Annotated in this window: 16 protein-coding genes and 1 other RNA gene; 5 read left to right on the top strand and 12 right to left on the bottom strand. The window is 69.8% G+C overall.

What is annotated here, in order from left to right; genetic code table 11:
• Positions 1-334: 334 nt before the first annotated feature.
• Positions 335-686, top strand: a transfer-messenger RNA (tmRNA) gene (ssrA, locus tag NRY95_09865).
• A 637-nt stretch (positions 687-1,323) separates the two neighbouring features.
• Complete coding sequence (locus NRY95_09860; GenBank protein ID UYC18228.1) at positions 1,324-1,497, top strand: hypothetical protein; 174 nt, start codon at positions 1,324-1,326, stop codon at positions 1,495-1,497.
• Positions 1,498-1,767: 270 nt separating this feature from the next.
• Here NRY95_09860 and NRY95_09855 read toward each other — a convergent pair whose 3' ends face one another.
• Positions 1,768-2,352: an NAD(P)H-dependent oxidoreductase gene (locus NRY95_09855; GenBank protein UYC18227.1), complete on the bottom strand. Its 585-nt coding sequence runs from the start codon at positions 2,350-2,352 to the stop codon at positions 1,768-1,770.
• Between the two features lie 109 nt (positions 2,353-2,461).
• On the opposite strand from NRY95_09855, the gene NRY95_09850 reads away from it, so the two are divergent.
• Entirely contained in the window at positions 2,462-3,496 is a 1,035-nt protein-coding gene (locus tag NRY95_09850) for a LysR substrate-binding domain-containing protein (protein ID UYC18226.1), read from the top strand.
• 277 nt (positions 3,497-3,773) lie between these two features.
• A complete protein-coding gene (locus NRY95_09845) occupies positions 3,774-4,760 on the top strand; it encodes a GGDEF domain-containing protein (GenBank protein ID UYC18225.1) in 987 nt (328 codons plus the stop codon).
• 259 nt (positions 4,761-5,019) lie between these two features.
• Here NRY95_09845 and NRY95_09840 read toward each other — a convergent pair whose 3' ends face one another.
• The 6 genes from NRY95_09840 to NRY95_09815 all read right to left on the bottom strand — a co-directional run bounded on the left by NRY95_09840 (position 5,020) and on the right by NRY95_09815 (position 12,764).
• Positions 5,020-6,471: an efflux transporter outer membrane subunit gene (locus NRY95_09840; protein UYC18224.1), complete on the bottom strand. Its 1,452-nt coding sequence runs from the start codon at positions 6,469-6,471 to the stop codon at positions 5,020-5,022.
• Positions 6,465-7,199 (bottom strand): SDR family oxidoreductase, encoded by a 735-nt coding sequence (locus tag NRY95_09835; GenBank protein ID UYC18223.1) that lies wholly within the window; start codon positions 7,197-7,199, stop codon positions 6,465-6,467. The genes NRY95_09840 and NRY95_09835 overlap by 7 nt, the downstream gene beginning before the upstream one ends.
• Positions 7,200-7,230: 31 nt before the next feature.
• Positions 7,231-10,401, bottom strand: coding sequence for a multidrug efflux RND transporter permease subunit (locus NRY95_09830; GenBank protein ID UYC18222.1), 3,171 nt, complete (start codon positions 10,399-10,401; stop codon positions 7,231-7,233).
• Between the two features lie 163 nt (positions 10,402-10,564).
• Positions 10,565-11,758 (bottom strand): efflux RND transporter periplasmic adaptor subunit, encoded by a 1,194-nt coding sequence (locus NRY95_09825; GenBank protein ID UYC18553.1) that lies wholly within the window; start codon positions 11,756-11,758, stop codon positions 10,565-10,567.
• An 11-nt stretch (positions 11,759-11,769) separates the two neighbouring features.
• Positions 11,770-12,543 (bottom strand): SDR family oxidoreductase, encoded by a 774-nt coding sequence (locus NRY95_09820; GenBank protein ID UYC18221.1) that lies wholly within the window; start codon positions 12,541-12,543, stop codon positions 11,770-11,772.
• The gene (locus NRY95_09815) at positions 12,540-12,764 is read right to left on the bottom strand and encodes a hypothetical protein (protein ID UYC18220.1); all 225 of its coding nucleotides are present in this window, start codon (positions 12,762-12,764) and stop codon (positions 12,540-12,542) included. The genes NRY95_09820 and NRY95_09815 overlap by 4 nt, the downstream gene beginning before the upstream one ends.
• Positions 12,765-12,894: 130 nt before the next feature.
• Between NRY95_09815 and NRY95_09810 the strand changes: the two genes are divergently transcribed.
• Positions 12,895-13,980 (top strand): LysR substrate-binding domain-containing protein, encoded by a 1,086-nt coding sequence (locus NRY95_09810; GenBank protein ID UYC18219.1) that lies wholly within the window; start codon positions 12,895-12,897, stop codon positions 13,978-13,980.
• 142 nt (positions 13,981-14,122) lie between these two features.
• On the opposite strand, the gene NRY95_09805 is transcribed toward NRY95_09810, so the two are convergent.
• The 5 genes from NRY95_09805 to NRY95_09785 form a co-directional block, all read right to left on the bottom strand.
• Positions 14,123-14,821 carry an OmpA family protein gene (locus NRY95_09805; GenBank protein UYC18218.1) on the bottom strand — a complete coding sequence of 233 codons (699 nt, stop codon included), beginning with the start codon at positions 14,819-14,821 and terminating at the stop codon, positions 14,123-14,125.
• A 106-nt stretch (positions 14,822-14,927) separates the two neighbouring features.
• Entirely contained in the window at positions 14,928-16,382 is a 1,455-nt protein-coding gene (locus tag NRY95_09800; protein ID UYC18217.1) for a wax ester/triacylglycerol synthase family O-acyltransferase, read from the bottom strand.
• Between the two features lie 123 nt (positions 16,383-16,505).
• Positions 16,506-17,927, bottom strand: a complete 1,422-nt coding sequence (locus NRY95_09795) for a DNA photolyase family protein (GenBank protein UYC18216.1) — start codon at positions 17,925-17,927, stop codon at positions 16,506-16,508.
• Positions 17,928-18,036: 109 nt separating this feature from the next.
• Entirely contained in the window at positions 18,037-19,194 is a 1,158-nt protein-coding gene (locus tag NRY95_09790) for a response regulator (GenBank protein ID UYC18215.1), read from the bottom strand.
• Positions 19,191-20,297: a response regulator gene (locus tag NRY95_09785; GenBank protein ID UYC18214.1), complete on the bottom strand. Its 1,107-nt coding sequence runs from the start codon at positions 20,295-20,297 to the stop codon at positions 19,191-19,193. The genes NRY95_09790 and NRY95_09785 overlap by 4 nt, the downstream gene beginning before the upstream one ends.
• Positions 20,298-20,299 lie beyond the last annotated feature (2 nt).

Below are 20,299 nucleotides of genomic sequence, written 5' to 3'. Positions count from 1 at the left end.
GCCGAGGCCCGCCTCGCAACGGCCTTCTTCGGCTTGGATTTCTTTGCCGCCACGTCCGCCCGTGCAGCAGGTGCCCGGCCGGACGCAGCGGACGCTTTCGCCGGTGTCGTTGCAGCGGCCGCCGCCGCGACTGCCCGTTTCCCATCGCGCCCGCCGTCGCGCGCACGCTGTTGCCTGGTTGCCATCGCGGTGCTCCATACCTGGGGGAGATCCGTCGGCGCCTACCGCCAACTGCCGCGCCGAGTGAAGCCAGCTTAAGCCGCCCCCGTCGCAAGACTTGTGACTGCCCTCCCCGATCCCTACACTGTGCCGGTCAGCGTTTTACGTTTTCCCCGGGGGTGCACTGGTTTCGACGGGGGTTGCAAAATCGCTTGGCGCATGCCGAGGGGGCCGCTTTCCTCGTAAATCCAGCAGCAAACTTATAGTTGCCAACGACGACAACTACGCACTGGCCGCTTAAGGCCTAGCCCCGAAATCGCTTGTGTCCGTGCTCGCGACGTAGGGTCATTATCACGGAATCGCCGGTGGTGGCTGCCTGTCAACCATTGGCTAAATGAAGCAGGCTGGTCCCGGGATGCGCTTCGCACATCGTGCTGTTCCGGGGCGAGATCCAACGATGAGCTAAGCATGTAGTGCCGGGGATGGAGTGCCTTCGGACGGCGGTTCGATTCCGCCCACCTCCACCATCTGAACGTTCGCAGCGGTTCGCGGACGTACGACAAGGGTCGGATTTTCCTGGGATCCAGGGCAATCCGGCCCTTTTTGTTCATGCCCTCATCGACAATACACGCTAGGCCAACGCGGCGCGGGGGCCTGTCTGCGGTCGCTTGCGGCATTGGGCAAGCCAGCGCGGAGCGATCGCGACGGCCGCCTTCGCGGCGAACAGCATTGCCCGGCACATCGGTTCGACGCGGCACGCGAGCGGAGTACAGCGCCGCCAGTCGGTACCAGGGAGCGCCGGTAGCACACGGCGCAAGTGAGGGTGGCCAGGCTCCGCCGATCGTGGGGGCAGCTGCACCGTCAAAAGAAGATGGTCCAGCCGCGGATGCCTGCACCCTTGAAGCAGCCCTGAGATTTTACCTACGGCCGCACAGCTGGTGAGACAAGGATGCGCCAGGCGCTGTTAGGACCATGTCCTCGCGGCATGTCGGAACGACGACACGCGAACAAGGCTTGCTGGACGTGCGTTGCCGATCGCGGAATCGCGGCTTGCGGCGTTCCGCCGTTCGAAGCAATGCAGCATGGCCCTGGCCATCCGCCAGCGACATACCCATCACGCCCGGCCTGTACGGTGATGCCATCGATTGCCGACCCTGGTGCGCCATGCAACTGACCCACGAACAACTGTGCATCCTGCAGGACATCCACGCCACCAAGCCCGTCACCGAAGAAGAGGCGAACTGGGCCGTGCGCGAAAACTATGCCGCGCAGGGCGAGGACGGCGACATCGCGCTCAGTCCGCACGGCATGCAGTTGATCGACAACGACGCGCCGTAAAGGCACCGCGGCGCCCCAACCGGGCGCTGGCAACGGCTGCACGGCGTGGAACGGACGCCGTCGGATGGCGTGCGCATTTCGCTATTTCCGGCGCGGCCCAAGCAGCAATGCATCGAAGCGAGGCGCGCGGTTGAAGGCGCCCTGTGCCACCTGCTCCTGACCCCGGCACGCATGCGACAGCGGCCGGGCGCGTTCCGCCCGGCCGCTGTCGGATCAGCAACGCCGCGCCGCGCCGGGAAACTGCCCCGTCAGCGCGCGACGTTCCGCAGATCAGGCCGCTTCGCGCAACAGGCCACCGATGCCGGCGATCGCGCCGCCGATCGCCTGGGTGCGGTGATCGTCGCCCATCGCCACGCCTTCGGCGCGGACGAACGCGATGTCGGTGATGCCGAAGAAGCCGAATACCGCGCGCAGGTAGGTCTCCTGGAAATCGTTCGCCGCCGCCGGGCTGCCCGGGCTGTAGATGCCGCCACGCGAGGACGCGACGATCACGCGCTTGCCGCCGGCCAGGCCTTCCGGGCCGGCCGCGCCGTAGCGGAAGGTCTTGCCGGCGACGGCGAGGCGGTCGATCCAGGCCTTCAGCGAGCTGGCGATGCCGAAGTTGTACATCGGCGCGCCGACCACCACGACGTCGGCGGCCAGGAACTGTTCCAGCACCTGGCTGTTTTCGATGGCCGCCGGGTCGGCATCGCCGGCCGGCGGCGACCAGTGGCTCAACGGCGCGGCATGCAGGTCGCGGTAGGCGACGTCCACGCCCGGATGGGCGGCAACGAACTCGGCGACGATGGCCGCGGTCAGGCCGCGCGAGACGGAATGCGCGCCGAGCGCGCTGCTGTCGATGTGCAGGAGTTTCATGAGTGGGGATCCTTGCGTTGACCGCGTAGCGGCATGAAGGAACGATACGCGCGAAACAATCGAACGATTAGCCCGCTTTAAGTAGACTGATCGTTCGCAATCAGAAACGATGAGCCCGACGATGGACGGCGTGCTGCACGACCTCAACGATCTGTACTTTTTCGCCTGCGTGGTCGAGCACGGCGGATTTTCCGCCGCCGGGCGGGCGCTGGGCCTGCCCAAGTCGCGGCTGAGCAAGCGCATCGCCCAACTCGAGGAGCGGCTCGGCGTGCGCCTGCTGCAGCGGACGACGCGGCGCTTCGTGGTCACCGAGGTCGGCACGCGCTTCTACCAGCACTGCCGCGCGGTGCTGGAAGAAGCCCGCGCCGCGCAGGAGGCGGTCGACGAACTGCGTACCGAGCCGCGCGGCGTGGTGCGGGTCAGCTGTCCGGTCTCGCTGGCCCAGAACCTGCTGGGCCCGATCCTGCCGTCCTTCCTGCTCGAACACCCCAAGGTGCAGGTGCGGCTGATCGCGACCAACCGCCGCGTGGATGTGATCGGCGAAGGCTACGACCTGGCGATCCGCGTGCGCGACAAGCTGGATACCGACGCCACCCTGGTGGTGCGCAGCATCGGCCATGCGCGCAGCATCCTGGTGGCCAGCCGCGCGTTCCTGGATGCCCATGGCCGTCCGCAGACGCTGCAGGAACTCGCCCAGTTGCCGGCCTTGTCGATGTTCGAGCACGAGGGCGCGCCGGTGTGGGAACTGCTCGACGGCGACGGCAACAGGACCGCGCTGGAGGTCACGCCGAGGCTGATCAGCGGCGATTTCTCGGTGCTCATGGCCGCGGCCATTCAGAACTGCGGCGTGGCGCTGCTGCCCGAGGAATTCTGCGCTCCCCTGCTCGGCAACGGCATGCTGGAATGGGTGCTGCCGGACTACAGCACCGCCCAGGGCCTGCTGCACTTCGTCTACCCGAGCCGCCGCGGCCTGCTGCCGGCGATCCGCAGCTTAGTGGAGTTCCTGGCCGAACGCCTGCCGCAAGCCACGTTCCACCGCGACTGCCAGCGGCTGGCGGCCGAGCAAAGCCAGGCCGCCATGCTGCACATGACGCGCAGCGCCGGCGCCGATCTCGCGGCGGCAGCGGTGCCCATGGCTCCGTGAGCGCCAAGCGCGCAAGTGCGACGCGCGCCCCGCGCCGGCGCACGCCTGCAGCCGGCACGCGGCACCACCGATCGGCCCGCAGCATCGCCCGCGGACGACAGCCGCCGCTCGACGAGCTGTCCGCCCTGCTGCAATCACACGCTCGATGCGGCGGATGGCACAGAATTTGCGAATTCGATGCGCTCCCAACGCAGCGCGATGTCCGCATGCACGTCCTTCTGCCCCAGCTTGCCATTGCCAGGCCGACCCCGCGCGGCGCGCGGAGCGTTGCGCGGCCATGAGCGCTTCGATACGCCGGCACTTCCGGCTCGGCATCATCAAGATCCTGGGGCCGACCACGGCCGTGGTGCTGCTGCTGTTCGCAAGCTACCAATTGCTGCAGGGCCAGGCATGGGTGGCCACGGCCGCCATCGTGCTGGCCGGCCAGGCGGCGCTGGCCGCCTGGCTGTCGCTGCACCGCGGCGACGGCCGCATGGACGCCCTGCTCAGCCTGAGCTGGCTGCTGGGCAGCGCGCTGGCCTGCCATGTCCTGCACGACGCCGCGGTGCCGTGGCTGTATCTGGCGATGATGAGCAACTTCGCGGTGGTCGCGCGCAGCGTCGGGCTGGCCTGCAATGCCACCTTGATCGTGATCATCCTGGTCACCCCAGGCACCTTGCTCAGCACCGAGCACACCTTCTCGCTGCTGGCCGTATCGCTGCTGATCACCGGCCTGGGCTATGTGCTGTCGCTGCACCTGGAGGGCGATCGGCAACAGCTGGAGCGGATGGCCTCGCACGATGCGCTGACCGGGCTGCCGAACCGCCGCATGCTGGAACGCAGCCTGTCGCAGCGCGTGGCCGACCTGCGCCGCAAGACGCGCCGGCATGGGCTGATCGTGATCGACATCGATCACTTCAAGGAAGTCAACGACCTCCATGGGCACGCCGCCGGCGACCGCACGCTGGCCGAGCTGGCGGCCCTGCTGCGCTTCCAGGTGCGCGCGCCGGACGAGGTGTTCCGCTTCGGCGGCGAGGAATTCGTGGTGGTGACGCGACTGCAGTCGCGCAGCGAACTGGCCACATTCACCAAGCGCCTGCAGCAGGTCATGCGCGAGGCCTTGCGCGGCCCCGGTGGCCGCGTCACCGTCTCCCTCGGCGCGGCCATGCTGTGCGGCGAGCAGCACTGGCAGGATTGGTTCTCGCGTGCGGACGCGGCGCTGTACCAGGCCAAGAACGGCGGCCGCGACACCTACGTGATCGCCGACGACCTGGCCCTGGAGTGATCCGCCGTGCTGCGCCGGCGGGCAGCACGGCCGCCGATGCCTGGGTGAGGACGGCAGGATCGGCATCGACCTGCATGGCGATGACGCCGCCATGCGCGTTCCCGCCATCTGCTGCCGCGGCACGCCGCTGCGGCGCCCTCGCCTGCCCGCGCGCTGCTCGGTCGCGATGGGCGTTTTCGCTACGGCCCAACGCGACCGAGGCCGCTCCGCCAGAGAGCGACCGCAGGCCGTAACCAGCCGGGAGAGAACGCCCAGGCGGTCAGTGCGGCGCCGCTGCCTGCGCAGGCGGCGTCGCCAACGCCACGTCCTGCGGCACCACCGCGTCCTGGCCCCAGCCGCCGAGCGCCTTGTACACCCGCACCACGCCGACGTTGACCGACGCCTCGGCATCGGCCAGGGCATCGTCGGCGGACAGCTTGGTGCGCTGCGTATCGAGCAGGGTCAGGAAGTCCTCCGAGCCCTCGCGGTAGCGCAATTGCGCCAGCGCTTCGGCGCGGCCTGCCGCTTGCGCCTGCTCGGCGACGATCGCCAGCCGCGCCTGCTGTTTGGCGTAGGAGGTCAACGCGTTCTCGGTGTCCTCCAGCGCGCTGAGCACCGCCTTCTCGTAGTCGGCGGCGGCACCGTCGGCCTGCGCCTCGCTGGCGCGCAGCCGCGCCCGCACGGTGCCGAAGTCGAACGCCGCCCAGCTGATCGACGGGGTCAGCGACCAGGCCTTGCTGCTGCCCTGCAGCAGCGAGCCGGCATCGCCGGACAGGAAGCCGACGAAGCCGCTGAGGCTGATCCGCGGGAACAGGTCGGCGGTGGCCACGCCGATCCGCGCCGTCGCCGCCGCCAGCCGGCGCTCGGCGATGCGCACGTCGGGACGCCGGCGCAGCAACTGGGTGGTATCGCCCAGCGGCAGCGCGCGCGCATAGGCCGGCGTCGCGCGCGGCGCCAGCAGCTCGTCCAGCGTGCCGGGCGGACGCCCCAGCAGCACCGCCAGGCGATGCCGGGCCTGCGCCTCGCTGACTTCCAGCAACGGGATGTCGGCCTCGATCGCCTTGAGCCGGGCGCGGCTGCTCTGCACGTCCAGCTCGCTGCCGGCGCCCAGTTGCCAGCGGGTCTCGGTCAGGCGCTGGGTGTCGCGCAGGTTGTCCAGGGTGGTGCGCGCCACCGCGATGCGCTTCTGCGCGCCGCGCAACTCGAAGTAGTTGCGCGCCACTTCCGCGGCCACGGTGACCTGCGCATCGGCCATGCCGGCCTGCTCGGCTTCCAGGTCGGCGCGCGCCGCCTCGGTGGCGCGGCGCTGGCGTCCGAACAGATCCAGTTCCCAGCCGGCATCGAAGCCCAGGCTGTAGCTCTCGGTCAGCACGCGCGCGCCGCCGGCGTCCGCATCCGGCGCCTTGCCGCGGCTGTAGTCGCCGTTGGCGGTGACGTGCGGCGCCTGGTCCAGGCGCTGTTCGGCGAAGACCGCGCGCGCCTCGTGCACGCGCGCCAGGGCGATGCGCAGGTCGAGGTTGGCGACCAGGCTCTGGTGCACCAGCTGTTCCAGCACCGGGTCGTCGAACTGCGCCCACCACGACGCCACCGGCGAGGTGGTCGCGAACACCGGTGCCGCCGCGCCCTGCAGCGTCACCGGCGCCGGTTCGGGCGCGCGGTAGTTGGGGCCGACGCTGGCGCAGGCGCTGAGCAGCGCCAACGCCAGCGCACCGATCGCGGGACGGATCACCATGGCAGCACCTGGCCCACATGGGTGTAGCTGCCGGTCGGGCCATCGGCGTCGAGCAGCGCCATCATCACGCTGCTGCGCGCGCCGTCGGCCACTTCCAGCTCGCCTTCGCCCGCGTTCATGTCGGTCTTCACGTAGCCGGGGTGGATGGTGTTGACCTTGATCGGGGTGTCGCGCAGTTCGTAGGCCAGCTGCACGGTCCACGCGTTCACCGCGCTCTTGGAGACGTTGTAGGCCGGCACCTTGAAGTCGTAGATCGGCGAGCCGGGCTGGCTGTGCAGGGCAAGCGAGCCGAGCACGCTGGACACGTTGACGATGCGCGCGGCCGGCGCGGCGCGCAGCAGCGGCAGGAACGCCTGGGTGACCGCGATCAGGCCGAACACGTTGGTGTCGAAGGTGGTGCGCCAGGTCTCCAGGGTCTGCTGCGAGACCGCCAGCTTGATGTCGTCGAGCAGGATGCCGGCGTTGTTGACCAGGATGTCGAGCCGGCCATGGCGCGCCTGCACCGCCGCCACCGCGGCGGCGATGCTGGCGGCGTCGGTGACGTCCAGGGTCAGCGCCTCCACCGGCAAGCCTTCGCCCTGCAGTTCCAGCGCGGCGGCCGTGGTGCGGGTGGAATCGCGGCCGGCCAGCAGCGTGTGCACGCCGGCCTCGGCCAGCTGGCGCACGGTGTGCAGGCCGATGCCGCGGGTGGCGCCGGTGACGAGGGCGATCTTGTGGGTCGTGTTCATGCGAATTTCCTGAAGTAAGGGGATGAAAGGATCAAGCGTGGCTCGGCGCATCGGCGTGCGCCGGCGCATGCGACACCAGCGCACGCCCGGACAGCTTGCGCAGGGCGACATAGAACACAGGGGTGAGGAACAGGCCGAACAGGGTCACGCCGAGCATGCCGGCGAACACGGTGATGCCGGTGGCCGAGCGCACTTCCGCGCCGGCGCCGTGCGAGAACACCAGCGGCACGGTGCCGGCGATGAACGCGATCGAGGTCATCACGATCGGGCGCAGCCGCAGGCGGCAGGCCTGCAGCGCCGACTCCACGATGCCCTTGCCCTGCAGCTCCAGTTCGCGGGCGAACTCGACGATCAGGATCGCGTTCTTGCACGCCAGGCCCATCAATACCACCAGGCCGACCTGCACGAACACGTTGTTGTCGCCGCCGCTCAGCCACACCCCGAACAGCGCCGACAGCAGCGTCATCGGCACGATCAGGATCACCGCCAGCGGCAACGTCCAGCTTTCGTACAGCGCGGCGAGCACCAGGAACGCCAGCATCACCGCCAGCGGGAACACCACCATCGCCGCATTGCCCTGGCTCGCCTGCTGATAGCTCAGGTCGGTCCATTCGATCTCCATGCCGTTGGGCAGCACCTGCTTGGCGATCTGGGTGAGCTTGGCCATCGCTTCGGCCGAGGACAGCATGCGCGCATCCGCCTCGCCGGCCAGGTCGGCCGCCGGATAGCCGTTGTAGCGCAGCACCGGGTCCGGGCCGTAGGTCTGCTTGACCGTCACCATCGAGCCGATCGGCACCATCTCGCCGGCGGCATTGCGGGTGCGCAGCCGGGCGATGTCCTCCACGCTCTCGCGGAATGGGGCATCGGCCTGGGCGATCACCTGCCAGGTGCGGCCGAACTGGTTGAAGTCGTTGACGTAGGTCGAACCGAGGTAGGTCTGCAGCGTATCGAACAGATCGGTCAGGGCCACGCCCTGCGCCTTGGCCTTGACCCGGTCGACCTCGGCATCCAGCTGCGGCACGTTGGCCTGGTAGGTGCCGATCGGATAGCTCATGCCCGGGGTCTGCACCACCGCGCCCTGCATGGCGTTGACCGCATTCTGCAGTGCGCCGTAGCCGAGGTTGGCGCGGTCCTCGATGAACAGCTGGTAGCCGTTGCCGTTGCCCAGGCCCAGGATCGGCGGCGGCATGAACGCGAACGCCTGGCCTTCGCCCAGCTGGGAGATGCGCTGGTTGATTTCGGCGTTGATCTCCAGCGCGCTGCGGTGGCGTTTGGCGAACGGCTTCAGGGTCAGGAACACCACGCCGGTATTGGGCGTATTGGTGAACTGCAGCGCGTTCAGTCCGGGGAACGAGATCGCGTGCTCCACGCCGTCGGTCTGCATGGCGATGGTGGTGAGCTTGCGCAGCATCGCGTCGGTGCGTTCGAGCGAGGCGCCCTCGGGCAGCTTCACGCCGGCGATCAGGTACATCTTGTCCTGGGTCGGGATGAAGCCGGCCGGCACCGCCTTGAACATCACCCCGGTGACCACCAGCAGACCGAGATAGACCACGAACACCACGCCGCGCCTGCCGAGGATCCGCGACACGCTGCCCTGGTAGCGTTCGGAGCTGCGGTTGAAGAAGCGATTGAACGGACGGAACAGCCAGCCGCCGAACAGCCGGTCCATCAGCCGCGACGCAGCGTCCTTGGGCGCGTCGTGGGAGCGCAGCAGCAGCGCGGCCAGCGCCGGCGACAGGGTCAGCGAGTTGATCGCCGAGATCACCGTGGAAATGGCGATGGTCACCGCGAACTGCTTGTAGAACTGGCCGGTCACGCCGGACAGGAACGCCATCGGCACGAACACCGCGCACAGCACCAGCGCGATCGCCACGATCGGGCCGGACACCTCGCGCATCGCCTGGTGCGCCGCGGCCAGCGGCGTCAGCCCTTCCTCGATGTTGCGCTCCACGTTCTCCACCACCACGATCGCGTCGTCCACGACGATGCCGATCGCCAGCACCAGGCCGAACAGGGTCAGCGTGTTGATCGAGAAGCCCAGCAAGTACAGCGCGGCGAAGGTACCCACCACCGACACCGGCACCGCGATCAGCGGAATGATCGAGGCGCGCCAGGTCTGCAGGAACAGGATCACCACCAGCACCACCAGCAGCACCGCTTCCAGCAAGGTATGCACCACGGCGGTGATCGAGTCGCGCACGAAGATCGTGGTGTCGTACACCGCCTCGTACTTCACGTCTGCCGGGAACTGCTTGGTGAGTTGGTCCATCGTCGCGATCACCTGATCGCGGATCTCCAGCGCATTGGCGCCCGGCGCCTGGAAGATGCCGATGCCGACCGCGTTCTTGCCGTCCAGCTGCGAGCGCAGCGTGTAGTCGCCGGCACCCAGTTCCAGGCGCGCGACGTCGCCCAGGCGCACGGTTTCGCCGTCGGCGCCGACCTTGAGCACGATGTCGCCGAACTCCTTCTCGCTGCGCAGGCGGCCCTGCGCGTTGATCAGGGTCAGGAACTTGCTGTCGGGCATCGGCTCGGCGCCGAGCTGGCCGGCCGAGACCTGCACGTTCTGCTCGCGCATCGCCGCGACCACGTCGCCGGCTGTCAGCCCGCGCGCGGCGATGCGTTCCGGATCCAGCCAGGCGCGCATCGCGTAGTCGCCGCCGCCGAACACCTGCGCATCGCCCACGCCCTGGATCCGCGCCAGCGCGTCCTTGACGTGCAGGCGCGCGTAGTTGCGCAGATACAGCGTGTCGTACTTGCCCTTCGGCGAAGTCACGTGCACGACCATCAGGAAGGTCGGCGACTTCTTCTGCGTGGTCACGCCCTGCCGGCGCACGTCCTCGGGCAGGCGCGCCTGCGCCTGCGAGACGCGGTTCTGCACCTTGACCGCGGCGTCGTCGGCGTCGGTGCCCGGGCGGAAGGTGATGGTCATCTGCAGCACGCCGTCGGAGCCGGCCACCGACTTGATGTACATCATGCCTTCCACACCGTTGATCGCCTCTTCCAATGGCGTGGCGACGGTCTCGGCGATGACCTTGGGATTGGCGCCCGGATACACCGTGCGCACGATCACCGACGGCGGTACCACTTCGGGGTATTCGCCGATGGGCAGCATCGGGATCGCGATCAGTCCCGCGGCGAAGATGACGATCGACAGCACGGCCGCGAAGATCGGCCGGTCGATGAAGAATCTGGAAAAGTCCATGGGTGGTGGTCCTGGAAACTAAGATGAAACGGATGGCCGAACAGGAATGCGGGCAAAGCGGCGGCGACGCCGGGCCACGACGGTGGCCCGGCCGGCAAGCACCGGCCGCCAGCGCGGCCGGTCTACGACGCTGTGCGCGCCTCCGGCGTCAGTCGGAGGCGACTCAGTCGAGCGCGACGGCCTTGCGTGCGGCGGCCGGCGAAGTGGTGGCCAGGGCCACGGGCTTGGCCTGCACCGGCATGCCGGGCATGAACACTTTCTGCACCCCGTCGACGATGACCCGGTCGCCGGCGTTGAGCCCGCCGAGCACGATGCGCAGGCCTTCGGCGCTGCGTCCCAGCTGCACGTCGCGGCGCTGCGCCTTGCCGTCCTTGTCGACGACGTAGACGTACTTGCGGTCCTGGTCGGTCAGCACCGACCGGTCGTCGATCAGCAGCGCGTTGAAGCGGCCGCTGCCGAGCAGGCGCACGCGGGCGAACAGGCCCGGGGTGAAGCTGCGATCGGCGTTGTCGAGCACGGCGCGCACGCGGATGGTGCCGGTGCTGCGGGTGATCTGGTTGTCGAGGAAATCGACCTTGCCGGCGTGCGGGAACCCGTCCTCGCCGACCAGGCCGACCTGCACCGGCAGCTGCCCATCGCGTTCGCTGGGCCGCTCGCCCTTGCGCGCCATCTGCGCATAGCGCAGGAAGGTGCCTTCGTCGGCATCGAAGTACACGTGGACCTTGTCCAGCGACACCAGCGTGGTCAGCACGCTGGCGCTGTCGCCGGCGCTGACCAGGTTGCCGGCGGTGACCAGGGCGCGGCCGGCGTGGCCGTCGATCGGCGCGCGGACCTGGGTCCACTCCAGATTCAGCCGCGCGGTGTCCACCGCGGCCTGCGCGGCGAGCACGTCGGCATCGGCCTGTTCGGCGGCGGCGTGGCGCTGCTCCCAGGTCTCGGTGGAGATCGCCTGCTGGTCGGACAGCTTCTTGGCGCGCGACGCCTCGCTGCCGCTGAGCCTGGACTGGGTCCGCGCCCGCGCCAGTTCGGCGTTGGCGCGGGCCAGCTCGGCGCGGTAGCTGCGCGCGTCGATGGTGAACAGCACATCGCCCTTCTTCACTTCCTGGCCTTCGACGTAGTTGACCTTGTCGATGTAGCCGGACACGCGCGGGCGCAGGTCGACGTGTTCGACCGCCTCGACGCGGCCGCTGAACTCGTCCCACTGGCTGACTTCTTTCTGCAGCGCCGGCGCGACGCCGACCGACGGCGGCGGCGGCGCGCCCTGCTGTTCGGCCTTGCCGCCGCAGGCGGCCAGGGCCGCGGCCAGCAGCGCGATCGCCAGCGGGCGCAAGGCCCGCGCTGGGGAATGGAACGACATCGGAATCGGGTTCATGGAGAAACCTCGTGAGTGGAAGGAGAAAAATGCGTTGCGGTCATCAACGAGGTGCGTGGATGCGCGTAGTGGCGTTTGTCGATGTCGACGATGGCCTTGCCGGGCACGCCGGCGTCGGCGAGCAGCGCCACCGCGGCGCGGCCCACGCTGAGCGTGGTGAACCATTCCGGGCAGTCGTCCGCGCCGGCTTCGCTGCGGCAGACCGGATGGGTCAGCGCCAGCAGCTGCACGCGCACGCCCAGCGGCTTGGCTTCTTCGTGCAGGACCTGGGCGAGCATGCGGATCGAGGCCGCGGCCACCGAGCTTTCGCCATGCCCGGCCCAGGCGCGCAACGCGCACGGGCTGCCGAGCAGGAGGTAGCGGCCGCCGCGCTCGGCCTGCGCCAGCAGCGGCAGCAGGTGCCGCGCGGCGGCCAGATGCGGCAGCAGATCGGCTTCCATGCGCCGGCGCAGCGCGGCCACCGGCTGGTCCAGCAAGCGCCCGCAGCGCAGCGGGCTGCCGAGGCTGGCGACCACCCCGGCCAGCGGCCGCGGCCGCTGCGCCACGGCCGCCGCCAGGGCAGCGGCGGTGGCATCGTTGGACACCGAACCCTGCAGCACGTCCAGCGCCGGTTCGTCGCTGTAGCGATCGCGCAAGGCGCGCAGCCGGCCACGGTCGCGCGCCACCGCCAACACCGGGCTGCCGGCTTCGAGCAAGGCGCGGACCACGCCCAGACCGATGTTGCCGGTGCCGCCGAGCACCAGCACCTCCGGGTCCAGCGTCCCGCTCACGGGACTTTTACTCCCGCAAACGGGACAATCGCGATCCGACCGAGTCGACCGCTGCCGCGTTGGCCCAGCTGCATCGAGCTGCCTGCCTGGCTGCGCGGCGGCGGGGTGAATTCGCGAAATGCCTTGAGGTAACCGGTTTCCAGCGCATCGATGGGCGTACCATCGAGTCGATTCGGGCGACGGACGCCAGCGAGAAACTGGAACAGAATGCGCAACGACATAAGAAAATGGCCTGGGTGGCGGCGAATGCTTACAAATTAGGCGTCAAAGCCGCACTTGATTAGTCCGAATTAAGGGGAATAATCGTCCCGTCACCGGTCCAATCGTCTTCACCCCCTCAGGAACCCCGCCATGACCCACGATCTGAACGACACCCTGATCTTCGTCAAGGTGGTCGAGCAAGGCAGCTTCATCGCCGCGGCCAATGCGCTCGGCCTGCCCAAGACCACCGTCAGCAGAAAGGTGCAGGATCTGGAGGCGCGCCTGGGCGCGCGCCTGCTGCACCGGACCACGCGCCGCCTCGGCCTGACCGAGGCCGGCGCGGTCTACCACGAGCATTGCCAACGCATCGCGCGCGAACTGGAGGAGGCCGAGAGCGCGGTCGGACAGCTGCAGGCCGGCCCGCGCGGCTGGCTGCGTTTCAGCGTGCCCTACTCCGCCGGCATTTCCTGGGTGGCGCCGATCCTGGGCGAATTCCACAAGCAGCATCCGGAAGTGCGGCTGGAAATGGTCATGACCAGCGACAAGGTCGATCCGATCGCCGAGGGCGTGGACGTGGCCCTGCACATGGGCGCGCTGCTGGATTCGACCATGGTCGCGCGCAAGCTGGCCACCTTCCGCACCCAGGTGTTCGCCAGCCCCAACTACATCGAGCGCCACGGCGAGCCGCTGCATCCGGACGACCTGCAGCACCACCGCACCCTGGCGCTGAGCAATGGCCGCAACGGCAACAACCGGCTCAGCTGGCCGCTGCGCAACGGCAAGCAGAGCGGCGACTTCGCGATCCAGCCGATCCTGGTCGCCAACGACTCGGCCGCGCTGATCGGCGGGCTGGTCTGCGGCGAAGGCCTGGTGCTGGCCAGCGATGCGACGATCAAACCGCTGATCGAGGCCGGCAAGGCACGCCGCGTGCTCGGCGGCTGGGTCGGCCCGGACCTGGATTTCAACGCGGTGTTCCCGGGCGGGCGCATGCTGTCGCCGAAGGTGCGCGCCTTCGTCGATTTCCTGGTCGACAAGCTCAACTTCGACGTCAACTACATGCTGGCGCAGTGCCCGGTCAAGCTGGCCGCGCAACACGCCGACAGCGGCGCCGAGTTCACCCTGTGCAGCGGCGTGGCGATGAATACCCAGAGCCTGGCGCTGCCGCAGTTGGCCGAGCTGCCGTTGCTGGAAGCGGCGGCGCCGGCGCCGGAGCTGGAGGAAGAAGCGCTGGTCTGAGCGGGCCGGCGCACACGGCCGCGGCCACTGGCTGCGGCCCTGCGCATGGCGACCTCGCGGCACGCCGGCGCGCAGGTGGCGCCACAACGCGAAACGGGCCGCATCCGCGGCCCGTTCGCATGTCCGCCTGGGTGGACGCCGCTCAGGAACGCAGCGGCACCACGCGGATCTCGACCCGACGGTTCTGCGCGCGACCGGCCTCGGTGCTGTTGTCGGCGATCGGATACTTCTTGCCCGCGCCCAGCGTCTCGATGCGCTCGCGCTGCACGCCCTGCGCGGTCAGGTACGCGGCCACCGAGGCGGCACGCTGTTCGGACAGGCGCTGGTTGACCGCGTCGCTGCCGATGCTGTCGGTGTGCCCGACCACTTCGATCATGGTCTGGTTGTATTCGCCCAGGGTCTGCGCCACGCCGTTGAGCGCCGAATAGAACTGCGGCTTCAACGTGGACTGGTTGAAGTCGAAGGTGATGCCGTCGGGCAGGTTCAGGGTGATGTTGTCGCCGTCGCGGCGCACGTCGATGCCGGTGTTGGCGGTGCGCTCGCGCAGCGCGCGCTCCTGGCGGTCCTGATAGTTGCCGATCGCCGCGCCGCTGAGCGCGCCGATGCCGGCGCCGATCATCGCGTGCTGGCGGCGCTCGGTGGCGCTGCTGCCGCTGAGCAGGCCGGCGGCCACGCCGACCGCGGTGCCGATCAGCGCGCCGCGGCCGGTGCGGTTGTTCTGCTGCTCGGTCGGATTGCCGTATTGGTCGCGCTGCACGTAGGAACCGCCGGTGGCGCAGGCGGACAACAGCAGCGCGCTGGCCAGCGCCACGGACATGCCTTGGATGACGGTGCGTTTCATCGCGCTCTCTCCCACATCTGAATTGAAGTGGGCGCAAGCATAAACAAGCGCCTGCGAGATGGGCATGAACGCCGCGCGGATCGCGCCGCGCCTGCATGTGCCCTGTTCAGGAAACCGGCAGCAGCGCGTCCGCGTCCACTGCGCGCAGCGGATGTTCCCAGCCGCCCATCAGCGCCAGGTACAGCAGCTTCTCGAATTCGGCGCCGATCCGGCGCATCACCGCATCCGGGTCGGGAATCAGCCGCGCATCGCCGATCAGGCCGAAGTGCACCCGATGGTTGTAGCTCATGATCGACACCCCGACCCCGATCGAACCGGTCTGCGGCACCCAGAACATCATCTCGCGCACGCGGCTGCCGGCCAGGTACAACGGCTGCTGCGGCCCCGGCACGTTGGTGGCCACGGTGCTCGCCTTGCGGCTGAACAGGTCCAGCGCCAGCGACTGCAGCGCCGCCGGCGCCATGCCCACCGCGGCCAGCAGCCCGAACACCACCATCGCCTGCCGCGACTGCTTGAGTTGCTGCATCGATTCGGCCACGCGCTGCACGCGCCGCACCGGATTGGCCTCGCCGACCGGCAGGTCCAGGAACACCAGCCCGAAATGGTTGCCGAGCTTGCGCGCGTGTTCCAGCGGGCGCAGGTTGACCGGCACCGTGGCGCGCAGGGTCACCCCGTCCAGCTGTTCGCCGCGCTCGAGCATGTAGTCGCGCAGGGCGCCGGCCATCGTCGCCATCAGCACGTCGTTGACCGTGCAGTCGCAGGCGCGGCCGACCGCCTTCACTTCGTCCAGGTCCAGCGGCGCGGCCCAGGCCACCCGCTTGCTGACCCCCAGGCGCCCGCGCAGCAGGGTCGGCGGATCGTCGGACAGCAGCAGCGCATTGGCCAGTTCGCGGCCGATCAGGCCGCCTTCCTTGGCCAGCATCTGCGCCAGGTTCGGGTCCTGGTACATCTCGCGGCCCTTGTCGAGCATACGCCCGCCCAGTTTCAGGTAGCGGTCGATGGCGCCGACCCGGCGCACCACTTCCTTGCCGTCGTCCTTCAGCCAGGCGCGGCCGAGCTGCGCCGATGGCTCCGGCACGCGCTGCATGTCGGTCAGCGACAGCAGCACCTGCACCAGGGCGATGCCGTCGGCGTAGCTGTGGTGGATGCGTGCGACCAGCGCCGAACCGCCCTCGTAGCGTTCGATCAGATGGAACTGCCACAGCGGCTTGGTCTTGTCCAAGGGCGTGGACGCCATCTGCCCGGCGAAGCGCTCCAGCGCCTTCTTGCCGCCGCGTCCGGGCAGGGCCGACAGGCGCACGTGCCAGTCCAGGTCGAAGTCGTCGTCGTGTTGCCAGTAGGCGCCGGTGGCGGTGTCCACCGGCTTTTGCTGGAAGCGCGGAAACGACAGGAAGCGTTTGCGCACCAACTGCTTGAACTGGGACAGCGACAGCGCCTCGTCGAGCATCAGCACGCCGGTGATCATCATCGGATTGGTCGGCCGCTCCATCCGCAACCAGGCGGTATCCACACGCGACATCGGTTCGCGCCGCGGCTTGCGGCGGGCTGTGCTGGTGGCCATGCATGCTCCTGTGCCTGGCCGGAGTGAATCATGGCGCGGCGAAGGGCGTCAATCGCGACGCCCTGCCACGCGCTGCCGCGGTTCACGCCGCAGCGCAGCACGCGCGCACCGCGTGCGCCCGGGTCAGCCGCCGCCGGTCTCGCGGTAGGCGGCCAGCGCGGCGTCGCGTCCGGCGGCCAGGTCCACGATCGGCTGCCGCGGATAGTGCGGCGCGCTGGCGGCCAGGCGCTGCGGCGACAGCCACGGCGCGAAGCGTTCGGCCACCGGCAACGCCGCCAGCTCCGGCACCCAGCGCGCGATGTAGCGGCCCTGCGGATCGAATTTCTGCGCCTGCGTCACCGGATTGAACACGCGGAAGTACGGCGCGGCGTCGGCGCCGGTCCCCGCCACCCACTGCCAGCCGAGCGTGTTGTTGGCCAGGTCGGCATCGACCAGCGTGTCCCAGAACCAGCGCGCCCCTTCGGACCAATGCACGCGCAGGTGCTTGCACAGGTAGCTGGCGACGATCATCCGCACCCGGTTGTGCATCCAGCCGGTGTGCCACAGTTCGCGCAGGCCGGCGTCGACGATCGGCACGCCGGTGCGGCCGCGCTGCCAGGCCTGCAGTTGCGCCGGATCCGGCGTGGCCCAGCGGAACCGGGCGAAGCGCGGATTGAGGTTGTGCTCGGGCGTGGCCGGAAAATGGTGCAGCAGGTGATGGGCGAAGTCGCGCCAGCCGAGCTGGCGGATGTAGCCGTCGATCGCCGCACCGGTGGCGGCGCTGCGCTGCTCTTCCAGCGCGGCGACGATCCGCCACGGCGCGATCTCGCCGAAATGCAGGTGCGGCGACAGCCGCGAGGTGCCGACCTGGTCGGGCCGGTCGCGACCGGCGATGTAGCCGCGCAGGGCGCCGTCGACGAACACCTCCAGCGCTTCGTGCGCGCCCGCTTCACCCGGTCGCCATACCTCCCAGAAACCGCGGTCCCAGCCCAGTGCAGGCGCCAGTCCGAGCTGTTCCAGCGGCAGGCTGTGCAGCGCCGACGGCGGTGGCGGCAGCGTCTTCGGCGCGGGCTGCAGCGCCGGCACCTGCCAATGGCTCAGCGCGCTGCGCCAGAACGGCGTGAACACCTTGTACGGCCCGCCCTGCTGGGTCGCCAGTTGCCAGGGTTCGAACAGCAGCGCGCCGTTGTGGCTGCGCACCTGCAGGCCCTGCTCGCGCAGTTCGCGCTTGAGCCTGGCATCGCGCGGCTGCGTGGCCGGTTCGTAGCGGCGGTTCCAGTACACCGCCACCGCGCCGCATTCGGCGATCAGCTCGCGCAGCACGGTCTCGGCCGGACCCTGGCGCAGGATCAGCCGCGATCCGCGCGATTGCAGTTGCGCGTCGAGCGCGGCCAGCGAGCGCTGCAGCCAGCTCCGCGAGGCCGCGCCGGCGGCCCAGGCGCCCTCGTCGCCGGGACTGTGCACATACACCGGCACCGGCGTGTGCCCGGCGGCCAGCGCCGCGTACAACGCGGGTTGATCGTGCAGGCGCAGGTCGCGCCGGAACCAGACGATGGCGTAGCTCATGCGCAGGACGGGCCGGAAAAAGGACGCGCAAGGATACGCGGCGCCGGTGCGCAGCCGGCGTGAGTGCGCACGGCGCCGGCGCAGGCGCGGGTGCCGGCTGGTGCGCTGGCTAGGCCGCGACCGGCGCGCCGGACTGTTCCTGGTTGCCGTAGCTGACCAGCAGCGGCTCGACGATGGCGCCGGCCGCCTGCAGATTGCGCAAGGCCAGGATCGAGGTCAGGCTCAGTTCGCTGCCATGCGCCAGCAGCATCATGCCGCGCCTGGACACCACGTCCTGCTCCAGGCGCCAGCCCGGCACCAGGTCGCAGACCCTGGCCTTGCGGATGCCGCTGCGGGTGTTGAGCTGCAGGTCGGCGAACGCGTCGACCAATCCGCGCGGCAGCGGCGGCTCGACCTTGCGCAGCTCCTGCACCGCGTGCGCCAGCGGCAGCTTGCGCGCCAACCCGCGCACCAGCAGCAGCGAGGCGCGCAGCAGGTGCGCGCCGCGGACCACGTCCGGCGAGGCGTCGGCCGGCGGCGGCAGCGCCTGGTAGCGCACGATTTCGGCCACCACCTGCATCCGCGGGATCGCCGTCAGCAGCCGGTACGCGACCAGCGGATGGCCGTCGATCAGTTTCTGTTCTTCCTCGGACAGTTCGTCGCCGGCGATCTCGCGCTGCACGATGTCGCCCGGCACGCTGACACAGCCGATGTGGCTCAGCGCCGCGGCCACTTCCACCACCCAGCGGTTCGGCCACGGCAGCTTGGCGGTGACGTGGCTGACGCAGGCCTGCAGTTGCGCCGAGCGCTGGAACGCCCACGGCGCGACCATCGCCAGCACCTCGGTGAGCATGCGCGTGGTGCCGGCCAGCGTGGTTTCCAGCAGCTCGCGTTCCAGCAGCGTGGCGCGATGCAGCGCCACCGCCTGTTCCAGTGCGGCGACCAGTTCCTCGGTCGGGCACGGCTTGCACAGGAAGCGGAAGATCGCGCCCTGGTTGATCGCGGCGATCGCCGAGGTCGCATCGGCCTGGCCGGTCAACAGCAGGCGGACGCTGTCCGGCGCGCGCGCGCGCGCCGCGGCCAGGAACGCGGCGCCGTCCATGCCCGGCATGCGCATGTCCGACACGATCGCCGCGAACGGCGGGCCGGCGGCGATCGCGGCCAGTCCGGCCTCGCCGCCGTTGGCGGTGACCACGTCGAACTGGCCGAACAGGTTGCGCTCCAGCGCCGCCAGCAGATTGGGTTCGTCGTCCACGCACAGGATGCGCGGCAGTTCCGGCTCGCTCATGACACGACCTCCGCTTCGCGAATCTGCGCGCACGCCGCCTGCCACTGCGGCAGTTGCGCGGCCACGCCCATCGCCTGCAGGTACTCCAGGTCCGGCGCCTGGCCTTGGGCCAGCGCCACCGCCACGTGGACCACGCCGATCGCGTCGAACTGGCGATGCTCGACCCGGCGCGGCGCGCGGTGATGGGCGACCGCCTCGACGATCGCCCCAGGCAGGCCCCACACGCCGAGCAGGTAGGCACCGATCTCCGCATGCGACGGGAAGCCGCGCCCGTGCGGATCGGCATCGCGGCACAGCCGCGCAACGTCCGGCAGCAGCGCGCCGACGTTGGCCAGCAGCGCCGCGGTCGTCACCACGTCCTCGGCGGCATGGCCCTTGCCGAGCACCGCCGCCAGCCGCGACGCGCGCACCGCATCGGCGCGGATCGTGTCGGCCGAATCGCCGGCGCCGCTGTGGAACACCTCGCTGGCCAGCACCAGCGTGCGCAGCAGGCCGATGCCGATCCGGTTGACCGCCTCCTTGACCTCGGCCACATGATGGCCGTTGCCGAAGAACGCGCAATTGGCCAGCTGCAGCACCTTGGCCGCCAGCGCCGGGTCGCCTTCCACCACTGCGGCCACCTGCGCCACGCCGGCCGCGTGGTCGCCGAGCAGGCGGTTGAGCCGCGCGAACATGCGCGGCGCCGACGGCAGCCCGCCGATGCGTCCGGCTACCGCCTGCACCGCCGGATCGTCCAGCAGCAGCTGCAGCGCCACGGCGCGGTCGATCGCCTCGATCAGCGCATCGCCCTGGCAGGGCTTGGCCAGGAACTGATGGGCCACGTCCAGCGAACGCAGCGCCGCCTCCTGTTCGGTATGCCCGGACAGGATGATGCGGATGCTGCGCGGGCAACTGTCGCGCACCTGGCGCAGCAGTTCGGCGCCGTCCATCATCGGCATGCGCATGTCCGAGACCACCACGTCGGCCGGTTGCGCCCGCAGCGCGACCAGCGCCTCGGCGCCGCTGCCGGCGAAGGCCACGTCCCAATCGCGGTCGGCCATGAACATGGTGCGCTCGAGGCCGGCTAGCACCTGCTTCTCGTCGTCGACGAACAGCACGCGCATCG

The sequence above is a fragment of the Xanthomonas campestris pv. phormiicola genome, assembly GCA_025666215.1.
In the GTDB taxonomy this organism is placed as follows: Bacteria; Pseudomonadota; Gammaproteobacteria; order Xanthomonadales; family Xanthomonadaceae; genus Xanthomonas_A; species Xanthomonas_A campestris_A.
This window is presented reverse-complemented; position numbering and strand designations above follow the sequence as displayed.

Excerpts from the sequence above, each read along its gene's own strand:
- NRY95_09860 (UYC18228.1), top strand. The coding sequence starts at position 1,324 with ATGCAACTGACCCACGAACAACTGTGCATCCTGCAGGACATCCACGCC.
- NRY95_09855 (UYC18227.1), bottom strand. The coding sequence starts at position 2,352 with ATGAAACTCCTGCACATCGACAGCAGCGCGCTCGGCGCGCATTCCGTC.
- NRY95_09850 (UYC18226.1), top strand. The coding sequence starts at position 2,462 with ATGAGCCCGACGATGGACGGCGTGCTGCACGACCTCAACGATCTGTAC.
- NRY95_09845 (UYC18225.1), top strand. The coding sequence starts at position 3,774 with ATGAGCGCTTCGATACGCCGGCACTTCCGGCTCGGCATCATCAAGATC.
- NRY95_09840 (UYC18224.1), bottom strand. The coding sequence starts at position 6,471 with ATGGTGATCCGTCCCGCGATCGGTGCGCTGGCGTTGGCGCTGCTCAGC.
- NRY95_09835 (UYC18223.1), bottom strand. The coding sequence starts at position 7,199 with ATGAACACGACCCACAAGATCGCCCTCGTCACCGGCGCCACCCGCGGC.
- NRY95_09830 (UYC18222.1), bottom strand. The coding sequence starts at position 10,401 with ATGGACTTTTCCAGATTCTTCATCGACCGGCCGATCTTCGCGGCCGTG.
- NRY95_09825 (UYC18553.1), bottom strand. The coding sequence starts at position 11,758 with ATGTCGTTCCATTCCCCAGCGCGGGCCTTGCGCCCGCTGGCGATCGCG.
- NRY95_09815 (UYC18220.1), bottom strand. The coding sequence starts at position 12,764 with ATGTCGTTGCGCATTCTGTTCCAGTTTCTCGCTGGCGTCCGTCGCCCG.
- NRY95_09810 (UYC18219.1), top strand. The coding sequence starts at position 12,895 with ATGACCCACGATCTGAACGACACCCTGATCTTCGTCAAGGTGGTCGAG.
- NRY95_09805 (UYC18218.1), bottom strand. The coding sequence starts at position 14,821 with ATGAAACGCACCGTCATCCAAGGCATGTCCGTGGCGCTGGCCAGCGCG.
- NRY95_09800 (UYC18217.1), bottom strand. The coding sequence starts at position 16,382 with ATGGCCACCAGCACAGCCCGCCGCAAGCCGCGGCGCGAACCGATGTCG.
- NRY95_09795 (UYC18216.1), bottom strand. The coding sequence starts at position 17,927 with ATGAGCTACGCCATCGTCTGGTTCCGGCGCGACCTGCGCCTGCACGAT.
- NRY95_09790 (UYC18215.1), bottom strand. The coding sequence starts at position 19,194 with ATGAGCGAGCCGGAACTGCCGCGCATCCTGTGCGTGGACGACGAACCC.
- NRY95_09785 (UYC18214.1), bottom strand. The coding sequence starts at position 20,297 with ATGCGCGTGCTGTTCGTCGACGACGAGAAGCAGGTGCTAGCCGGCCTC.